Source organism: Bradyrhizobium uaiense, from assembly GCF_010811875.1.
Taxonomy (GTDB): Bacteria; Pseudomonadota; Alphaproteobacteria; order Rhizobiales; family Xanthobacteraceae; genus Bradyrhizobium; species Bradyrhizobium uaiense.
Window position 1 is genome coordinate 22981 of the sequence record NZ_VKHP01000023.1, and the last position, 17917, is coordinate 40897.

Here is a 17917-nt window from a genome sequence, read left to right on the forward strand (position 1 = left end):
TACGACGTTGGTCTTCTCGATATTTGGTCTTGGCCTTTCTGGATAGAAAGCGAGGGGCAATCGAATGTCAGGTGAATTTCCCGGGCTCGGCCCATCCGGGCATGTCGACGATTTCGCGCGGCGCAACCTGCCGCCATCAGAGCAATGGCCGCAGCTGCTGCTCGACCGACCGGAATTCAAATACCCCGATTATCTCAACGCTGCGGTCGAACTCACCGACCGCATCGTCGAGCAAGGGATGGGCGATCGCATCGCGCTGATCGGCAACGGCCGCCAGCGCACCTACAAGGAATTGACCGACTGGTCGAACCGCCTGGCGCATGCGCTGGTGGAGAATTACGGCGTCAAGCCCGGCAATCGCGTCCTGATCCGTTCGGGCAACAACCCGGCGCTGGTGGCGGCGTGGCTCGCGGCGACCAAGGCCGGCGCCGTCGTCGTCAACACCATGCCGATGTTGCGCGCCGGCGAATTGGCCAAGATCGTCGACAAGGCCGAGATTGCGCTGGCCCTGACCGACAGCCGCATCGCGGACGAATTGGTGGCCTGCGCCAAGACCAGCAAATTCCTCAAGCAGGTGGTCAATTTCGACGGCACGCAAAACCACGATGCCGAGCTCGATCGGATCGCGCTGAACAAGCCGGTCAAGTTCGATGCGGTGAAGACCGGCCGCGACGACGTCGCGCTGCTCGGCTTCACGTCGGGCACCACGGGCGAGCCCAAGGCGACGATGCACTTCCACCGCGATCTCCTGATCGTCGCGGACGGCTATGCGAGGGAAGTGCTCAAGGTCACGCCGGACGACGTCTTCGTCGGCTCGCCGCCGCTCGCCTTTACGTTCGGCCTCGGCGGTCTCGCGATCTTCCCGCTGCGCTTCGGCGCCACCGCGACGCTGCTGGAGAACGCTGCGCCGAGCGAGATGATCCGGATCATCGAGACCTACAAGGCGACGATCTGCTTCACCGCGCCGACCGCCTATCGGGCGATGATGGCCGCGATGGACAAGGGCGCCGATCTGTCGTCGCTGCGGCTGGCGGTCTCGGCCGGCGAGACGCTGCCGGCGCCGGTGTTCGAGAGCTGGACCAAAAAGACCGGCAAGCCGATCCTCGACGGCATCGGCAGCACCGAGCTGCTGCACATCTTCATCACCAACCGCACCGGCAGCGCCGTCGGCGGCACCACCGGCACGCCCGTCTCGGGCTACCAAGCCCGGATCGTCGACGAGGACATGAACGAGCTGCCGCCGGGGCAGGTCGGCAAGTTGGCGGTTCGTGGCCCGACAGGCTGCCGTTATCTCGCGGACTCCAGGCAGACCAAATATGTCCGCGACGGCTGGAACATCACCGGCGATGCCTTCGTCAGCGACGAGAACGGCCGGCTGTCGTTCGTGGCACGCGCCGACGACATGATCATCTCGGCGGGCTACAATATCGCCGGCCCCGAGGTGGAGGCCGCGCTGCTGGGGCATCCCGATGTCGCGGAATGCGCCGTGATCGGCGCACCGGACGAGGAGCGCGGGCAAATCGTGTCCGCCTTCGTCGTGCTGAAGCAGGGTGCGCGCAGCGACGATGCCGAGGTCAAGTTGTTGCAGGATCACGTCAAGGCGACGATCGCGCCGTACAAATATCCCCGCGCAATCGCTTTCGTCGAGGCGTTGCCGAAGACCCAGACCGGAAAGATCCAGCGCTTCAAGCTGCGCGAGGCGAGCTGAGGGGGCAGGGCGACAGCCGTGGCTGCCGCCCTCGAGTTCAATGCGCGCCGGCGCCGCCGGCCGCGCTCTTCGGCTTGCCGGTCAGAACGATCGCGATCGCAGCGAGCACCAGCACGACGCCGATCACGGCGAAGGCGTCACTGAAGCCAAGCACCAGCGCCTGACGCTTCACGATGTTGCCGATCGCCACGATCGCCTGGTTGTGTGCGGTGGCAGGGTCCGAGATGCCGTGGCTGAGGAAGTAGTTGGTGACCTCGGCGATCCGGGTCCGTACCTCGTCGCGGCCGAGATGAACCGACTGGCCGATGATGTTGGAGTGGAACTGCTCGCGCTTGGTGACGATGGTCGAGAGCAGCGCGGTGCCGATCGCGCCGCCGAGGTTGCGCATCATGTTGGAGATGCCGGAGGCCGCCGGCGCATCCTGCGGCGCGACGCTGCCGAGGCTGATGGCGGACAGCGGCGCCAGCGTAATCGCCTGGCCGACAGCGCGAACGATGTTCGGATAGAAGAATTGGTCGCCTGAATAGTCGAGCGACATCTGGATGTTCATGAAGGAGGAGACCGCGAACAGCACCATGCCGGTGAACGCGATCAGGCGGGCATCGAAGCGCTGCATCAGCTTCGGCACCAGCGGGATCAGGATCAGCTGCGGCAGGCCGGTCCAGGCCAGCACCTGGCCGATCTGCTCGGCATTGTAGCGCTGCACCTGGCCGAGATAGGCGGGCAGCAAATAGACCGAGCCGAACAGCGCGAAGCCGACGAACACCGCCGAGATGGTGCCGAAGCCGAAGCTGCGCTGCGTCAGCAGCCGCAGCCGGAGCAGCGGCTTCTCGACGACCAGCTCGATCCAGATGAACAGGGTCAGGCTGACCGCGGCGATCACCGCGAGCTTGACGATGAAGGGCGAGCCGAACCAGTCGTCCTTGTTGCCTTCCTCCAGCACCGCCTGCAGCGACGACAGACCGATCGCCATCGTGATGATACCGAGCCAGTCGCCTTCGCGGAGCAGATGCAGCTGCATCGGCTGGCGCTCCAGCGTGAAAGAGAGGGTCGCGACCATGACAGCGGTCGGGATCACGTTGACGAAGAAGATGGTCTGCCAGCCGTAATTTTCGGTCAGGTAGCCGCCGATGGTCGGGCCGATCGCCGGCGCAAAGGTCACCGCGAGCGCGAACATCGCCAGCCCGATCGGCTGCTGCGGCTTCGGCAGCTTGGTGAAAACGAGCGTGAAGGCCATCGGGATCAGGACGCCGCCGAAGAAGCCCTGCAGGCCGCGCATCGCGATCATCGACGGCAGATCGTGGGTGAAGGCACAGGCGACCGAGAAGGCGGCGAACAGCGTGGCGAAGCTGATGATGATCTTGCGGAACGAGAACACCCGGCTGAGGTAGTCGGTGAGCGGGATCACCACGATCTCGCCGATCAGGTAGGACGTCGAGATCCACGAACCATTGTCGACGCCGGTTCCGATGCCGCCCTCGATGTTGAGCAGCGAGGCGTTGGTGATCTGGATGTTGAGGATCGCCATGAAGGCGCCGATCATGGCCGCCAGGATCGAGATCCAGACGGTCAGACTGGCGCGATTGGGATCAACAGTGGCGCGGGGCGCGGCGGCGGAGGAGAGCGCGAGGTCGGACATGACATCACCTATTTGAATGAGGCGACAGCGAGTTTCGGCGTGGCTTTTGCGTGCGGAGCTTCCTCAGTCGGACGCGACAGCGTCGCGATGGAGGGGATTACCGACATGCCCGGCCGCAGGTCGACATTGGTTGCGTCGAGCACGATCTTTACCGGGATGCGCTGCACCACCTTGGTGAAGTTGCCGGTGGCGTTATCCGGCGGCAGCAGCGCGAACTCCTGGCCGCTCGCCGGCGCCAGGCTGTCGACATGGCCGCGCACGACCTGACCGGGGAACATGTCGACCTCGATCTCGACCGTCTGACCCTTACGGACGTTGGTGAGCTGCGTCTCCTTGTAGTTCGCGATCACATAGGCGCCGGTAGCGGGCACCAGCGACATCAGTTGCGTGCCGGCCTGGACGAACTGACCGGTGCGCAGGGTGCGGTTACCGACCACGCCGTCGATCGGGGCAATGATGGTGGTGTAGCCGAGGTTCAGCTCGGCCTGATGCTGGAGCGCGGTCGCCCGGGCCTGCGCCGCGATCGCCTGGGCGATGTCGGCCTTGAGCAGCTCGACCTGGCGCAGCGCGGAGGCGAGGTTTGCGGTATCGCGAGCGACGGCGGCCTGCGCGCTGGCGTAGCGCGACTGCGCCTGCTGCGCGTTCTGCACGCTGCCGAAGCCGGTGCCGGCGAGGTCGGTGTAGCGCTTGTTCTCCTGCTCGGCGAAGGTCTGCGTCGCGGTGTCGACGGCGAGCGTCGCGCGGGCCGCTTCGATCACCGACTGCTGCACGTCGAGTTGCGCGCGCTTGCTGGTGATCGCGGCTTCGGCAGCGGCGACGTCAGCCTTGGCCTGATCCAGCGCGACCTTGAAATCGCGATCGTCGATCCGCGCCAGCATCTGGCCGGCTCGCACGTGCTCGTTGTCACCCACCAGCACCGCGCTGAGATAGCCAGAGACCTTAGGCGCGATGGTCGTGTTATCAGCCTTCACATAGGCGTCGTCGGTCGAGACCTGAAACCGGCCGACCGTCCAGTAATCCCAGCCGTACCATGCCCCGCCCGCGAGGGCGGCGAGTGCTGCGCCGGTCAGCAGCAGGCGGCGAAGCTTGCCCTTGGCGGCGGCTGGCTTGGCGGCCTCCGGGGCGGCGATCAATTGCTTGGCGGTCTCGGCCGGAACCTGGCTTTCGGCCTTGAATGATGTCTCATGCTGGCTCATGGCAGGGGCTCCTGATCTGCTCTATCCCGTTGGAAAACCTTGCTAATCTCGGTGTCCGGGCACGGGATTAATTAGGAAACTTGATGTTTTCCAAAATAGAGCCCATATTGGGGCTGTCAATAGAATGACAGTCATCATCTAAAAGCATGGCTCGCGGATGAACCGGAACGACAAAGTCCAGACTGAGCAAGGCGTGCCGGAGCGGCGCGGTCGCGGGCGGCCGCAGCTTCGTTCCGACGATGAGACGCGCGCGCTGATCTACGAGGCGGCGCGGCGCGAGTTCTCCGAGCGCGGCTTCGCGGCGGCAAGTATCGCCGACGTGGCCTGCCGGGCCGGCGTCTCCACCAAGACGCTCTATCGTTTGATTCCGACCAAGCTGGCGCTGTTCGAAGGCATGGTGACCGACAGGGTGGACCGGTTCGTGTCCATCGTGAATCTCGGCGCCTGCGACGGTCGCAATGTTGCGGCGGCGCTGGAGGCTGCATTACGAACTTGCGCCGAGCTCATTCTCGATGCCGAGGTGATCGCGCTGCAACGGATCATCCTGGCGGAGAGCGACAAATTTCCCGACATTGCCGAGACCTTCTACGAGAAGGCCATGCAGCGGACCATCGCGGCGCTGGCGAGCTGGCTTGGCGTGCAGCAGCGGCGAGGGCGGATCGTGCTTGATGATACCGAGGCGGCCGCAGGCATGCTGCTCGGCATGTTCGTGTTCATGCCACAGCGCGACGTGATGTTCGGGCACAAGCCGGTGCTGACGCGCAACGAGATCGAAGCACGCGCCAAGGCCTGTGCGGCGCTGTTCCTCTCCGGATGCGCCGTGCCGGCCGACCAGATCAAGAAACAGAGCGGAGACGCCTGATGCCGGAGCCGGCCGCGACCTATTCCGTCGAGGCGCAGATCTCACGCGACGATCAAGCGAAGTGCGAGGATGTGCTGATGTGCTGGATGGCAGCGCTCAATCGCTATGACGCCGCGGCCATGGATGGGCTAATGCACTTCCCGCATGTGCGGATCGCCGGCGGCGTGGTCACCGTCTATCAGCATGCCGGCAACAATCCGATGGACCTGTTCGAGCGGCTGCGCAAGCAGGACGGCTGGCACCACAGCGCCTGGAACGAGACCCGGCTGGTGCAGTCCTCGCCGGCCAAAGCCCACTACGCCGTCCGCTACACGCGCTACCGCGAGAACGGATCGGTGATCGGGGTCTACGATTCCCTCTATGTGCTGAGCCTGCTCGACGGCGCCTGGAAGATCCAGAGCCGTTCGAGCTTTGGACCCTAAGCGTTACTTGGCGGCCATCGCTGCTGCGGGAGGCTGCGTCAGCACCTGCCGGATCATGCGCGCCAGATCGGCTTTTCGGTAAGGCTTCGGCAACAGCGTCACGTCGGGGTCGAGACGGCCGTGATGGATGATCGCGTCCTCGGTATAGCCCGAGGTGAAGAGCACGCGCACCGAGGGCAGCTTGGCGATCACCGCATCGGCGACCTGCCGGCCATTCATGCCGCCGGACATGATGACGTCGGTGAACAGCAAGTCGCAGACGAAGCCCTTCTCGACCGCGGCCAGGGCTTCGGGGCCGTTGGCGGTGACCATGGTGCGGTAGCCGAGCTGCTCGAGCTGGGCGCTGACGTAATTGCGGACCAGCGGATCGTCCTCGACGACCAGGATGGATTCATGGCCGCCTCGGGTGTCGACCGGGGCGGGCGGTTCGACGTCGACCATGTCGCCCATGCTGCGCGGCAGATAGAGCTTGATCGACGTGCCGTGGCCCTCTTCGGAATAGATCTTGAGATGCCCGTCGGACTGCTTGATGAAGCCGTAAACCATGCTGAGCCCGAGGCCGGTGCCCTTGCCGGTGTCCTTGGTGGTGAAGAACGGCTCAAACACCTTGTCGCGGATTGCCGCAGGGATTCCGCCCCCGGTGTCGCTGACCGCGACCATCACATACTCGCCGGCGCGCACGTCGGGATTCGCGGCGGCATAGACCTCGTCGAGGATGACGTTGCTGGTCTCCAGCATCAGCTTGCCGCCGTCGGGCATCGCATCGCGGGCATTGACGGCGAGATTGAGCAGCGCGGTCGCCATGTGGTTGGGGTCGATGAAGGCCGGCCAGGCGTCGGGCTCGAGCGCGGTATCGATCTCGAACTGCTCGCCGAGCGACGGGCGCAGCAGCCGCGCGGTGTCCTGCACCAGCGTGTTGAGATCGGCTTCGCGCGGCTGCAGCGGCTGCTGCCGCGAGAACGCCAGCAGATGCTTGGTCACCTCGGCGCCGCGAAATGCGGCGTCGCTGATCATTTTTGTCACCGACGACAGCGCGGCGTCGTGCTCGACCGCCTCTGCGAGAATGTCGATCAGGCCGGTGATGACGGTCAGGATGTTGTTGAAGTCATGGGCGATGCCGCCGGTGAGGTGCCCGACGGCCTCCATCTTCTGCACCTGGCGCAGCTTCTGCTCGGTTTCCAGTTGCTCGCGGGCGGCCTCGACCTCGCGGGCGCGCATGAAGATTTCGGCTTCCATCTGCTCGGTGCGCTCGCGCAGCCGGTCGGTCAGCTCGGCCTGCTCGGCGCCGCGCTGCTTCAGCTGGATGAAGCTGGTGACGTCTTCCACCCGATGGATGATGTAGATGAACTGTCCGGTCGGCCCGAACACCGGCGTATTGCGCGGGCTCCAGTACTTTTCCTCGAATCCGCCGCCCTCCGACTCGGGCTTGCGGATGTCGTATTTCTGCACCGACATGGTGTCGGGGCGACGGAACTGGACCACGCGCTCGAGCGAAGCGCGCAGGTTCCGCACTCCGTCTGCCGCCGGATCATCCGGATTGTCGGGAAAGATCTCGAACAGGTGGCGTCCGAGGACCGCCGCGCGCTCGGTCTTGGTAGCACGCAGATAGGCATCACTTGCTGCCACGATACGGAAGTCGGGCTGCGTCAGCACCAGATACAGGCCGGGCGCCGCCTCGAATAACGCCTTGAAGTCAGGCATCGGCGGGGACTGATTTTGCAGTTCATCCTCCCACGCAGGGATACGGTCCGCGACCGCACTCAAGATGTGACATGCGTCTGCCGGAACTTCAATGGTTAACATACGGTACCGGCTCGATTTTTTCGATCGTGCGCGCTGCGGCTAGTGGGAATTCGGCAGATACCGCCAGCCTTCCTTGCCGAGGAAGTCCAGCATCGCCTGCGCGGGCGGCAGCAGGATCTTGTCGGTGCGTCGGATCGCGTGCCACTGCCGGACGATTGGCAGGCCTTTCACCTTGAGCACCACCAGGCGGCCGTCCTCCAGCTCATGGAATACCGTATGCTGGGAGATGAAGGCGATGCCGAGCCCGGCCATGACCGCCTGCTTGATGGTCTCGTTGCTGTCCATGGCCATGCCGAGCTTCGGCTCCAGCCCGACCCGCTCGAAATATTGCTGCATCAGCATCCGCGTACCTGACCCTTGCTCGCGGGTGATGAAGGTTTCATTGGCGAGCTCCGACGGGGCGACGTGCCGGCGTCGCGCCAGCCGATGATCGGGTGCGGCAATGATGAAGTGCGGATGCCGGCCGAGCGGCTTCATCTCGACCTCGACATCGGCCGGCGGCCGGCCCATCACGGCGATGTCGAGATCGTAGCCGCGCAGCGCGTCGCGGATCTCCTCGCGGTTGCCGATCCGCAGCGTGACTTCGATCTTGGGGAAGCGGCGCGAGAACGCCGCGATCGCGAACGGCACGAAGTATTTCGCGGTAGAGACCGCGCCCATCGCGACGCGGCCGCCGCTGCGACCCGCGATCATGTCGAGCGATTGCTCGCAATCCTTCAACGCCGCTTCGATCCGCTCGACCAGCGTCAGCACATGCGCGCCGGCATCCGTCAGCGCCATGCCGTCGCCGGTGCGCTGGATCAGCGGCAAACCCGCGAGCGCCTGCAGGTTGCGAAGCTGCAGTGTCACCGCCGGCTGCGTCAGGTTCAAGCGGTTGGCCGCGGACGTGATCGAGCCGGCCTCGTGCAAGGTCGACAATGCGCGCAGCTGGCGGATGGTGAGATCCCGCGAGAAGTTGCCGGCCATGACAGCTCCATAAGAAATACTTTGCTCGGACCAAAGATAATAAAATTTCCCTAATTGGGCAATTCGCGCGTTGATACGGCGAAGGCGACTCCCCTGAGGTCGCCTCTCGAAGCCTCGGGACAGAGGGCGCGATCATAGGGAGAGGCCGGTGGAGATTCGTCCTGCATTACATGCCCATCTGGAGTGGCCGACGCAGCACAACCCGTTGCGTGCCGCGACCGTCACGGTGATTGAAGCGCTTGCCGGTGCCGCGATCGAGCTGTCGCGCATCATTGCCGCCGGGCCGCTCGCCGGCATCGGCGGCGAGAGCGGCGGCGTCAATCCGGACGGTGATCGCCAGAAGACCATCGACATCGTCGCCGACCGCCTGATGCGCGAGGCGCTGCGGGCCGCGCCGGTCGCTGCGGTTCTGTCCGAGGAGGTCGAGCTGCCCGAGACGCTCGATCCCGACGCGCCGCTCTGTGTCGCGATCGATCCGCTCGATGGCTCCGCCAATCTCGAAAACAATATCTCGATCGGCACGATCTTCTCGATCCGGCCGAAGGGCAACGACGTCATCTCGACCTTCTTCGAGCCCGGCACGGCGCAATGTGCCGCCGGCTGCTTCATCTACGGTCCGCAGACCGTGCTGGTGCTGGCGCTCGACCAGTGCGTCGACTGTTTCACGCTCGACCCGCGAACCGGCGAGTTCGTCCTGACTGCGCGTGACCTGCGGGTGCCACAGGGCGCGTCGGAGTTCGCCATCAATGCCTCGAACCGGCGGCACTGGAGCGGCCCGGTGCGCAACTACATCGACGACTGCCTCGCCGGGGTGAATGGCGAGCTCGGGCAGGACTACAACATGCGCTGGATCGGTTCGCTGGTGGCGGAAGCCTACCGAATCCTGATGCGGGGCGGTGTGTTCCTGTATCCGGCGGATGCGCGCCAGGGTTACCGCGAAGGCCGGTTGCGCCTGCTGTACGAGGCGCATCCGATCGCACTGATCATGGAATGGGCGGGCGGCGCCGCGTCGAGTGGCCGGGCGCGCATCCTCGAACTATCGGCACGGACGCCGCATCAGCGGGTGCCGCTCATCATGGGATCGGCGCGCGCCGTGCGCGACGTCGATGCGATCCACCTGACCGTCGAGCCGTTGTTCGAGAGCAGCGATGCCCCGCTGTTCGCGCGGCGCGGCCTGTTCCGCTGAGGGGGAACGCATGTCTCGTCGACATCCCATCATCTCGATCACCGGCTCGTCCGGCGCCGGCACCACCTCGGTGAAGAAGACGTTCGAGAACATCTTCCGCCGCGAGAATGTGGTTGCGGCCTACATCGAGGGCGACGCCTTCCACCGCTACGACCGCGCCGAGATGCGCAGCATGATGTCGGAGAAGGCCGAGCGCGGCAACAAGCACTTCAGCCATTTCAGCCCCGAGACCAATCTGTTCGAGGAACTGGAAAAGCTGTTCAGCGACTATGCCGAGACCGGCACCGGAACGACGCGGCACTATGTGCACGACGAGGAGGAATCGCGGCTCTACGGCGCCAAGCCCGGCACCTTCACCGCCTGGGAAGCGCTGCCCGAGAATTCCGACCTGCTGTTCTACGAGGGCCTGCATGGCGCCGTGGTCACCGACAAGGTGAATGTCGCGCAGCACGCCGACCTCAAGATCGGCGTCGTGCCGGTCATCAACCTCGAATGGATCCAGAAGCTGCATCGCGATCGCAGCCATCGTGGCTACTCCACCGAGGCGGTGACCGACACCATCCTGCGCCGCATGCCGGACTATGTGAATTACATCTGCCCGCAATTCACCGAGACCGACATCAACTTCCAGCGCGTGCCGACGGTCGACACGTCGAATCCATTTATCGCGCGCTGGATCCCGACGCCGGATGAATCGATGGTCGTGATCCGCTTGAAGAACCCGCGCGGCATCGATTTTCCCTATCTGCTCTCGATGATCCCGAACAGCTTCATGTCGCGCGCCAACTCGATCGTGGTGCACGGCGCCAAGCTCGACCTCGCGATGCAGCTGATCCTGACCCCGCTGATCCTGCAACTGATCGAACGAAAGAGGCGAACGATATGACGACCGCACTTGCGTCCGTTACCAGCCGCCCTGACGTCGCACACGACGAGATGGCCAACGCCATCCGCTTCCTCGCCATCGACGCGGTGGAGCAGGCGAAAGCCGGCCATCCCGGCATGCCGATGGGCATGGCCGATGTCGCCACCGTGCTGTTCACCGACTTCCTGAAATTTGATCCGGCGGATCCGGCCTGGCCCGACCGCGACCGCTTCGTCCTGTCGGCCGGCCACGGCTCGATGCTGCTCTATGCGCTGCTTTATCTCACCGGTTACGAGAGCATGACGCTCGATCAGCTCAAGGCGTTCCGGCAGTGGGGCTCGCAGACCCCGGGGCATCCCGAATATGGCCATACGCCTGGCGTAGAGACCACAACCGGGCCGCTCGGGCAGGGCGTCGCGACCGCGGTCGGCATGGCGCTCGCCGAGCGGCTGATGAACGCCCGTTTCGGCGACGACCTCGTCGACCACTACACCTATGTGATCGCCGGCGATGGTTGCCTGATGGAGGGCCTCAGCCAAGAGGCGATCTCGCTCGCCGGCCATTTGCGGCTGAACCGCTTGATCGTTCTGTTCGACGACAACCGCATCTCGATCGACGGTGCGACTTCGCTGTCCTGTTCGGACGATCAGGCTGCGCGGTTTGCGGCCAGCGGCTGGAACGTCTGCCGCATCGACGGCCACGATCCGCAGGCCATCTCCGCGGCGATCAGGCAGGCACGGTCAAGCGATCGTCCGTCGCTGATTGCCTGCCGCACGGTGATCGGGTTCGGTGCGCCGAACCGGCAGGGCAGCGAGAAGGTGCATGGCGCGCCGCTCGGTGCCGATGAGGTGGCGAAGACCCGCAGCGCGCTGCGCTGGCCGTATCCGGCGTTCGAGATCCCCGATGTGGTTCTGGCCGAATGGCGCGAGCTCGGCGGCCGTGGCCGTGACGCGCGGCGGGCCTGGATCGAGCGTTCGCGTGTCGCCTGCAAGGCAGACAAGGGCGAACGGTCGCCGTTCCACGATGCGCTGAACCGGAAACTGCCCTGCACCTACACCAAGGCGATGGCGGCGCTCGTCGAGCGCTTTGCGACCGAGCGACCGAAGCTCGCGACGCGGCAAGCCTCGCAGCAGGTCATCGACGTGATCGCGGAGGCCTTGCCCAATCTGCTGGGTGGTTCGGCCGATCTGACGCACTCCAACCTGACGCAGGCGAAGTCGCAGGTTTCGGTGCGGCCGGAAACGCTCGACGGCAGCTATATCCACTACGGCATCCGCGAGCACGGCATGGCCGCGGCGATGAACGGCATCGCGCTGCATGGCGGGCTCATTCCCTATGGCGGCACCTTCCTGAGCTTCGCCGATTACAGCCGGCCGGCGATCCGTCTCGCGGCGCTGATGGGGATCCGCGTCATCCATGTCATGACCCACGATTCGATCGGGCTGGGCGAGGACGGGCCGACGCATCAGCCGGTCGAGCATCTGGCGGCTCTGCGCGCAATCCCGAACGTGCTGGTGTTCCGTCCGGCCGATGCGGTCGAGACGGCGGAAGCCTGGGACTGCGCGCTGAAGGCGGAGAGTTCGCCGTCGATCCTCTGCCTGTCGCGGCAGGCGCTGCCGACGGTCCGCACCGATATCAAAGACAACCAGGTTGCGCTCGGCGCCTACGTTCTCGTCGAGCCGGCCTTCGCGCGTGACGTCACCCTGATTGCAACGGGTTCGGAGGTGGCGATCGCGCTCGAAGCCGCAAAGCTGCTGGCGGAAGACGGGGTACAGGCCGCGGTCGTCTCGGCCCCGTGCTTCGACCTGTTCCGCCAGCAGCCGCGCGATTATCGCACGAAGGTGCTGGGCAGCGCCCCGCGCGTCGGCGTGGAAGCCGCAGTCGAAGGCGACTGGGCGCGTTGGCTCGGCGAGGCCGGTGCGTTCGTGGGCATGACCGGCTTCGGCGCCTCGGCACCGGCCGATGTGCTCTACCGGGAATTCGGCATCACGCCTGCGGCGGTCGCAGCCGCAGCAAAACAGCTCATTCAACGAGCGAATTGAGAGGAGGACGCCACCATGGCGCGGATCACCCTGAGGCAATTGCTGGACCACGCCGCCGAACGCGGCTACGGCGTGCCGGCCTTCAACATCAACAACATGGAGCAGGGCCTCGCCATCATGGAGGCGGCGGCATCCTGCGACGCGCCGGTCATCATCCAGGCGTCGCGCGGCGCGCGGTCCTACGCCAACGACATCATGCTGGCGAAGATGATCGACGCGCTGGAGGAGATGTATCCGCAGATCCCGCTCTGCCTGCATCTCGATCACGGCAACGAGGAGGCGACCTGCGCCACCGCGATCCGCTACGGCTTCACCTCTGTCATGATGGACGGCTCGCTCAAGGCCGACGCCAAGACCGCGGCCGACTACGACTACAATGTCGACATCACCCGCCGGGTGGTCGACATGGCGCACTGGGTCGGCGCGTCGGTCGAAGGCGAGCTCGGCGTGCTCGGCTCGCTCGAGCATGGCGGCGGCGAGCAGGAGGATGGTCACGGGGTCGAAGGCACGATCAGCCACGATCAGCTTCTCACCGATCCCGACCAGGCGGTTGAGTTCGTGCGCGCCACCAAGGTCGACGCGCTCGCGATCGCGATGGGCACATCGCATGGCGCCTACAAGTTCACGCGCAAGCCCGACGGCGAGATATTGGCGATGCGCGTGGTCGAGGAGATTCACACGCGCCTGCCGAACACGCATCTGGTGATGCACGGTTCGTCCTCGGTGCCGCAGCCGCTGCAGGACATGTTCAACCAGTTCGGCGGCGAGATGCCGCAGACCTGGGGTGTGCCGGTCGAGGAGATCGTCCGCGGCATCAAGCATGGCGTGCGCAAGGTCAATATCGATACCGATTGTCGGCTGGCGATGGCGGCGGCCTTCCGCAAGGTCGCCGTGCAGTCGAAGAGCGAGTTCGATCCGCGCAAATTCCTCAAGCCGGCGATGGATGCGCTGCGCGAACTCTGCCGCGACCGCTTCGAGCAGTTCGGCACGGCCGGTAATGCCGCCCGGATCAAGGTGGTTGCACTGCCCGAGATGGCCCGTCGCTACCGCGCCGGCGCGCTCGACCCGCAGATTGGAAAGATGACCCAGGCCGCCTGAGCAATGGCCAGCGAAAGACAGGAGATTCAGATGAACATTCAGCAATCGATGACCGTGCGTGGCAAGGATCGCTACAAGTCCGGCGTGATGGAATACAAGCGGATGGGCTATTGGGAGCCGAACTACGAGCCCAAGGACACCGACGTCATCGCGCTGTTCCGCGTCACGCCCCAGGACGGTGTCGATCCGACCGAGGCCTGCGCTGCGCTGGCCGGTGAATCCTCGACCGCGACCTGGACCGTGGTGTGGACCGATCGGCTGACCGCCGCGGAGAAGTATCGCGCAAAGTGCTATCGCGTCGATCCGGTGCCGAATTCGCCGGGCAGCTACTTCGCCTACATTGCCTACGACCTCGATCTGTTCGAGCCGGGCTCGATCTCGAACCTGACCGCGTCGATCATCGGGAATGTGTTCGGCTTCAAGCCGCTGAAGGCGTTGCGGCTCGAGGACATGCGGCTGCCGGTCGCCTATGTGAAGACCTTCCAGGGCCCGGCAACCGGCATCGTGGTGGAGCGCGAGCGGCTCGACAAGTTCGGCCGTCCCTTGCTCGGTGCCACGGTGAAGCCGAAGCTTGGCCTGTCCGGCCGCAACTACGGCCGTGTCGTTTATGAAGCGCTGAAGGGCGGGCTCGACTTCACCAAGGACGACGAGAACATCAACTCGCAGCCCTTCATGCACTGGCGCGAGCGCTTCCTGTACTGCATGGAGGCAGTCAACCGCGCGCAGGCCGCGACCGGCGAGATCAAGGGTACCTATCTGAACGTCACCGCGGCGACCATGGAGGACATGTACGAGCGCGCCGAGTTCGCTCATGAGCTCGGCTCCAACATCGTCATGATCGACCTCGTGATCGGCTACACGGCGATCCAGTCGATGGCGAAGTGGGCGCGCAGGAACAACATGATCCTGCATCTGCATCGTGCCGGTCACTCGACCTACACGCGGCAGCGCAGCCATGGCGTCTCGTTCCGCGTGATCGCGAAATGGATGCGGCTCGCCGGCGTCGATCATATCCATGCCGGCACCGTTGTCGGCAAGCTCGAGGGTGATCCGAATACCACGCGCGGCTACTACGATATCTGCCGCGAGGACTTAAATCCGATGCAGCTCGAGCACGGCGTGTTCTTCGACCAGAACTGGGCGAGCCTCAACAAGCTGATGCCGGTGGCCTCCGGCGGCATTCATGCCGGCCAGATGCACCAGCTGCTCGACCTGCTCGGCGAGGACGTCGTGCTGCAATTCGGCGGCGGCACCATCGGCCATCCCCGCGGCATCCAGGCCGGCGCCACCGCCAACCGCGTCGCGCTGGAAGCCATGATCCTCGCCCGTAACGAGGGACGCGACTACGTCCACGAGGGACCGGAGATCCTGGCCAAGGCGGCGCAGACCTGCACGCCGCTGCGCGAGGCGCTCGATGTCTGGAAGGACGTCACCTTCAACTACGAATCGACGGATGCCCCCGATTTCGTTCCCACGCCGAGCATGGCGGTCTGACAGGAGTTTCTCATGCGCGTGACCCAAGGCTGCTTTTCTTTCCTGCCCGATCTCACCGATGAGCAGATCGCTGCGCAGGTGCAATACTGTCTCGACAAGGGTTGGGCGGTGAACATCGAGTTCACCGACGATCCGCACCCTCGCAACACCTATTGGGACATGTGGGGCCTGCCGATGTTCGACCTGCGCGATGCGGCCGGCATCATGAAGGAACTCGCCGATTGCCGGCGGGTCTATGGCGACCGCTACATCCGGATCTCCGGCTTTGATTCCGGCCACGGCTGGGAGTCGGTTCGCATCTCCTTCATCGTTAACCGGCCGCGCGAGGAGCCCGGCTTCCGGCTCGACCGCTCGGAGGCTGCCGGACGCAACCTCCGTTACGCGACGCATTCCTATGCGGCTGATCGCCCCGAGGGCGAGCGCTACGCAGATCAGTGACCGCGTCCGGTTGACAAGCCAGGCGGGTTGCTCCCTCGACCGTCTGGTCCGGATGCACTTCTCCGTCGTCGCCGCAGCGGCGACGGAGCTTTTCTGAAAGCGAGAGGATAATGACGCAAGCGCAAGAACAGATCAGCGAACAGATCGGCGAGACCCCGCTCCAGACCATCGACCTCTGGCATGAATTCGCCGACCTCGGCATCGGGGACGTGCTCGACCAGCTCGATTCCGAACTGATTGGCCTCAAGCCGGTGAAGACCCGCATCCGTGAGATCGCATCGCTCCTGCTGGTCGAACGCATCAGGCAGAAGATGGCGCTGGCGACGACATTCCCGACCCTGCACATGTCGTTCACCGGCAATCCCGGCACCGGCAAGACCACGGTTGCGCTCAGGATGGCCGGCATCCTGCACAAGCTCGGCTTCGTGCGCCGCGGACACGTCATCAGCGTCACGCGCGATGATCTCGTCGGGCAATACATCGGCCACACCGCGCCGAAGACGAAAGAAATCTTGAAGAAGGCGATGGGCGGCGTGCTGTTCATCGACGAGGCCTATTATCTCTATCGTCCCGATAACGAGCGCGACTACGGGCAGGAGGCGATCGAGATCCTGCTGCAGATCATGGAAGCGCAACGCGAGGATCTGGTGGTGATCCTGGCGGGCTATGGCGACCGCATGGAGAAATTCTTCCAGAGCAATCCGGGATTCCGCTCCCGTATCGCCCATCACATCGACTTCCCTGATTATTCGGACGGCGAGCTGCTGTGGATCGCCGAGCTGATGTTGCAGCAGCAGAATTATCGTTTCTCTCCGGAGGCGCGGGAGGCCTTCACCCGGTATATCGGCATCCGCAAGGAACAGCCGCTGTTCTCCAACGCCCGCTCGATCCGGAACGCGCTGGACCGCATCCGGCTGCGCCAGGCCAACCGGATCGTGGCGAAGCTCGACCGTACGCTCACCGCCGACGACGTAATGTCGATCGAGGCCGGCGACGTGCTGGCCAGCCGCGTGTTCGCGAAAGGGGCGGGCGAGGGACGATGAACCAGGCGCTCGCGATGATCCGCTCCGCGGGGATGCGCGACATCATCGCAAGCGGGCGTGCCTTGATCTTCGATGTCGACGGCACGCTTGCCGAGACCGAGGAAGTGCATCGCCGCGCCTTCAATGAGGCGTTTGCCGAAGCAGGGCTCGATTGGTTCTGGGATCAGGTCACCTACGCGCGGCTGCTTCGCACCGCCGGAGGCAAGGAGCGCATTCGTGCTTTCGACCAGCGCAATGCGGTTCCCTCGCTGACATTCGCCGAGATCGCCGACCTGCACCGGATCAAGACCGCGCGTTACGCGGCGCTGATCGCGGGAGGCGGTTGCCCCTTGCGGCCGGGCGTCCGGGCCTGGCTCGCCGGCGCGCGCCGCCGTGGCCAGCGCCTGGCGATCGCCACGACGACCTCGCATGGCCATATCGAGGCGCTGCTCTCGGTTGCGCTTGGGGTGGACTGGGTCGATCTGTTCGAGGCGATCGTCGCCAGCGACGACGTGCCACGCAAGAAGCCGGCGCCGGATGTCTATGTCGAGGTGCTGGCGCGGCTCGGGCTCGGGCCGGCGGATTGCATCGCGGTCGAGGATTCCGGCAACGGCCTCGCCGCCGCGGCGCAGGCCGGCATTCCCGTGGTCATCACCCGCAGCACCTATTTCAGCGATGACGATTTCGCCGAGGCGCTGCTTGTCGTCGGTGATCTCTCTGACATCGATGCCTGAAGGCCGCCGCCGCCGCCGAGCGACAGTCCCGATCAATTTATTCGTTTAGTGAAATAAATGACCCTTGCATCCCTAGTATGGTAAGGGCACAATCCCACCGAAGGTTGCCAGAAGCAGCGGCGCCACCTAGTTGAAGGTGGTCGTGCCAGCCAATTCCGGGAGTTTGCACCCCATGATCCTCCGCTTTCCGATGGATTTATTCGGATGGTGAAATAAATGGGCGGTCGGTGCTTGTATCCATGGGGGCGCCATCCACCAAAAGTTGCCAGAGGCACGTGCCGTACCGCCAGACGCTCTGGCGCACGCCGGCGCTCGTCGACGATTCCGGGAGACAGGCGCCTCATGGTCGTCCACCTCATCAGTCCCACGACATGGCTCGCAGGTGAACCCGGCATGGCAGGATCGACTTGGCTGATCGACATGGCTGATCGTGCGGAGCGAG

15 protein-coding genes are annotated in these 17917 nt (G+C 64.8%); 11 read left to right on the plus strand and 4 right to left on the minus strand.

Annotation, left to right across the window (positions count from 1 at the left end):
* The first annotated feature begins 64 nt into the window (after positions 1–64).
* Positions 65–1708: a benzoate-CoA ligase family protein gene (locus FNJ47_RS08680; protein ID WP_163152598.1), complete on the plus strand. Its 1644-nt coding sequence runs from the start codon at positions 65–67 to the stop codon at positions 1706–1708.
* A 37-nt stretch (positions 1709–1745) separates the two neighbouring features.
* Here FNJ47_RS08680 and FNJ47_RS08685 read toward each other — a convergent pair whose 3' ends face one another.
* Positions 1746–3347 (minus strand): MDR family MFS transporter, encoded by a 1602-nt coding sequence (locus FNJ47_RS08685; RefSeq protein WP_175068363.1) that lies wholly within the window; start codon positions 3345–3347, stop codon positions 1746–1748.
* Positions 3348–3355: 8 nt separating this feature from the next.
* Positions 3356–4543 carry an HlyD family secretion protein gene (locus FNJ47_RS08690; RefSeq protein ID WP_163152600.1) on the minus strand — a complete coding sequence of 396 codons (1188 nt, stop codon included), beginning with the start codon at positions 4541–4543 and terminating at the stop codon, positions 3356–3358.
* Between the two features lie 157 nt (positions 4544–4700).
* Here FNJ47_RS08690 and FNJ47_RS08695 point away from each other — a divergent pair, with 157 nt between their 5' ends.
* Together FNJ47_RS08695 and FNJ47_RS08700 are read left to right on the plus strand one after the other, a co-directional pair.
* The gene (locus FNJ47_RS08695; RefSeq protein ID WP_163152602.1) at positions 4701–5405 is read left to right on the plus strand and encodes a TetR/AcrR family transcriptional regulator; all 705 of its coding nucleotides are present in this window, start codon (positions 4701–4703) and stop codon (positions 5403–5405) included.
* On the plus strand, positions 5405–5827 hold the full coding sequence (locus tag FNJ47_RS08700) for a DUF6841 family protein (protein ID WP_163152604.1): 423 nt from the start codon (positions 5405–5407) through the stop codon (positions 5825–5827). The genes FNJ47_RS08695 and FNJ47_RS08700 overlap by 1 nt, the downstream gene beginning before the upstream one ends.
* A gap of 3 nt (positions 5828–5830) precedes the next feature.
* On the opposite strand, the gene FNJ47_RS08705 is transcribed toward FNJ47_RS08700, so the two are convergent.
* Both FNJ47_RS08705 and FNJ47_RS08710 read right to left on the minus strand, forming a co-directional pair.
* A complete protein-coding gene (locus FNJ47_RS08705) occupies positions 5831–7528 on the minus strand; it encodes an ATP-binding protein (RefSeq protein WP_163152607.1) in 1698 nt (565 codons plus the stop codon).
* A 141-nt stretch (positions 7529–7669) separates the two neighbouring features.
* Positions 7670–8596, minus strand: coding sequence for a LysR family transcriptional regulator (locus FNJ47_RS08710; protein ID WP_028345195.1), 927 nt, complete (start codon positions 8594–8596; stop codon positions 7670–7672).
* A 154-nt stretch (positions 8597–8750) separates the two neighbouring features.
* On the opposite strand from FNJ47_RS08710, the gene FNJ47_RS08715 reads away from it, so the two are divergent.
* The 8 genes from FNJ47_RS08715 (at position 8751) to FNJ47_RS08750 (ending at position 17475) form a co-directional block, all read left to right on the plus strand.
* Complete coding sequence (locus FNJ47_RS08715; protein ID WP_175068364.1) at positions 8751–9782, plus strand: class 1 fructose-bisphosphatase; 1032 nt, start codon at positions 8751–8753, stop codon at positions 9780–9782.
* Between the two features lie 10 nt (positions 9783–9792).
* Positions 9793–10668 carry a phosphoribulokinase gene (locus FNJ47_RS08720; RefSeq protein ID WP_163152611.1) on the plus strand — a complete coding sequence of 292 codons (876 nt, stop codon included), beginning with the start codon at positions 9793–9795 and terminating at the stop codon, positions 10666–10668.
* Positions 10665–12689, plus strand: coding sequence for a transketolase (tkt, locus tag FNJ47_RS08725; protein ID WP_163152613.1), 2025 nt, complete (start codon positions 10665–10667; stop codon positions 12687–12689). The genes FNJ47_RS08720 and tkt overlap by 4 nt, the downstream gene beginning before the upstream one ends.
* A 15-nt stretch (positions 12690–12704) precedes the next feature.
* Entirely contained in the window at positions 12705–13787 is a 1083-nt protein-coding gene (gene fba / locus FNJ47_RS08730; RefSeq protein ID WP_163152615.1) for a class II fructose-bisphosphate aldolase, read from the plus strand.
* 30 nt (positions 13788–13817) lie between these two features.
* Positions 13818–15281, plus strand: a complete 1464-nt coding sequence (locus FNJ47_RS08735; protein ID WP_163152617.1) for a form I ribulose bisphosphate carboxylase large subunit — start codon at positions 13818–13820, stop codon at positions 15279–15281.
* Between the two features lie 12 nt (positions 15282–15293).
* Positions 15294–15719: a ribulose bisphosphate carboxylase small subunit gene (locus FNJ47_RS08740; RefSeq protein WP_163152619.1), complete on the plus strand. Its 426-nt coding sequence runs from the start codon at positions 15294–15296 to the stop codon at positions 15717–15719.
* Between the two features lie 110 nt (positions 15720–15829).
* Entirely contained in the window at positions 15830–16762 is a 933-nt protein-coding gene (gene cbbX, locus FNJ47_RS08745) for a CbbX protein (protein WP_163152621.1), read from the plus strand.
* Entirely contained in the window at positions 16759–17475 is a 717-nt protein-coding gene (locus FNJ47_RS08750; RefSeq protein ID WP_163152623.1) for an HAD family hydrolase, read from the plus strand. Before cbbX ends, FNJ47_RS08750 begins: the two co-directional genes overlap by 4 nt.
* Positions 17476–17917 lie beyond the last annotated feature (442 nt).

Excerpts from the sequence above, each read along its gene's own strand:
- FNJ47_RS08680 (WP_163152598.1), top strand. The coding sequence starts at position 65 with ATGTCAGGTGAATTTCCCGGGCTCGGCCCATCCGGGCATGTCGACGAT.
- FNJ47_RS08685 (WP_175068363.1), bottom strand. The coding sequence starts at position 3,347 with ATGTCCGACCTCGCGCTCTCCTCCGCCGCCGCGCCCCGCGCCACTGTT.
- FNJ47_RS08690 (WP_163152600.1), bottom strand. The coding sequence starts at position 4,543 with ATGAGCCAGCATGAGACATCATTCAAGGCCGAAAGCCAGGTTCCGGCC.
- FNJ47_RS08695 (WP_163152602.1), top strand. The coding sequence starts at position 4,701 with ATGAACCGGAACGACAAAGTCCAGACTGAGCAAGGCGTGCCGGAGCGG.
- FNJ47_RS08700 (WP_163152604.1), top strand. The coding sequence starts at position 5,405 with ATGCCGGAGCCGGCCGCGACCTATTCCGTCGAGGCGCAGATCTCACGC.
- FNJ47_RS08705 (WP_163152607.1), bottom strand. The coding sequence starts at position 7,528 with ATGCCTGACTTCAAGGCGTTATTCGAGGCGGCGCCCGGCCTGTATCTG.
- FNJ47_RS08710 (WP_028345195.1), bottom strand. The coding sequence starts at position 8,596 with ATGGCCGGCAACTTCTCGCGGGATCTCACCATCCGCCAGCTGCGCGCA.
- FNJ47_RS08720 (WP_163152611.1), top strand. The coding sequence starts at position 9,793 with ATGTCTCGTCGACATCCCATCATCTCGATCACCGGCTCGTCCGGCGCC.
- tkt (WP_163152613.1), top strand. The coding sequence starts at position 10,665 with ATGACGACCGCACTTGCGTCCGTTACCAGCCGCCCTGACGTCGCACAC.
- fba (WP_163152615.1), top strand. The coding sequence starts at position 12,705 with ATGGCGCGGATCACCCTGAGGCAATTGCTGGACCACGCCGCCGAACGC.
- FNJ47_RS08735 (WP_163152617.1), top strand. The coding sequence starts at position 13,818 with ATGAACATTCAGCAATCGATGACCGTGCGTGGCAAGGATCGCTACAAG.
- FNJ47_RS08740 (WP_163152619.1), top strand. The coding sequence starts at position 15,294 with ATGCGCGTGACCCAAGGCTGCTTTTCTTTCCTGCCCGATCTCACCGAT.
- cbbX (WP_163152621.1), top strand. The coding sequence starts at position 15,830 with ATGACGCAAGCGCAAGAACAGATCAGCGAACAGATCGGCGAGACCCCG.
- FNJ47_RS08750 (WP_163152623.1), top strand. The coding sequence starts at position 16,759 with ATGAACCAGGCGCTCGCGATGATCCGCTCCGCGGGGATGCGCGACATC.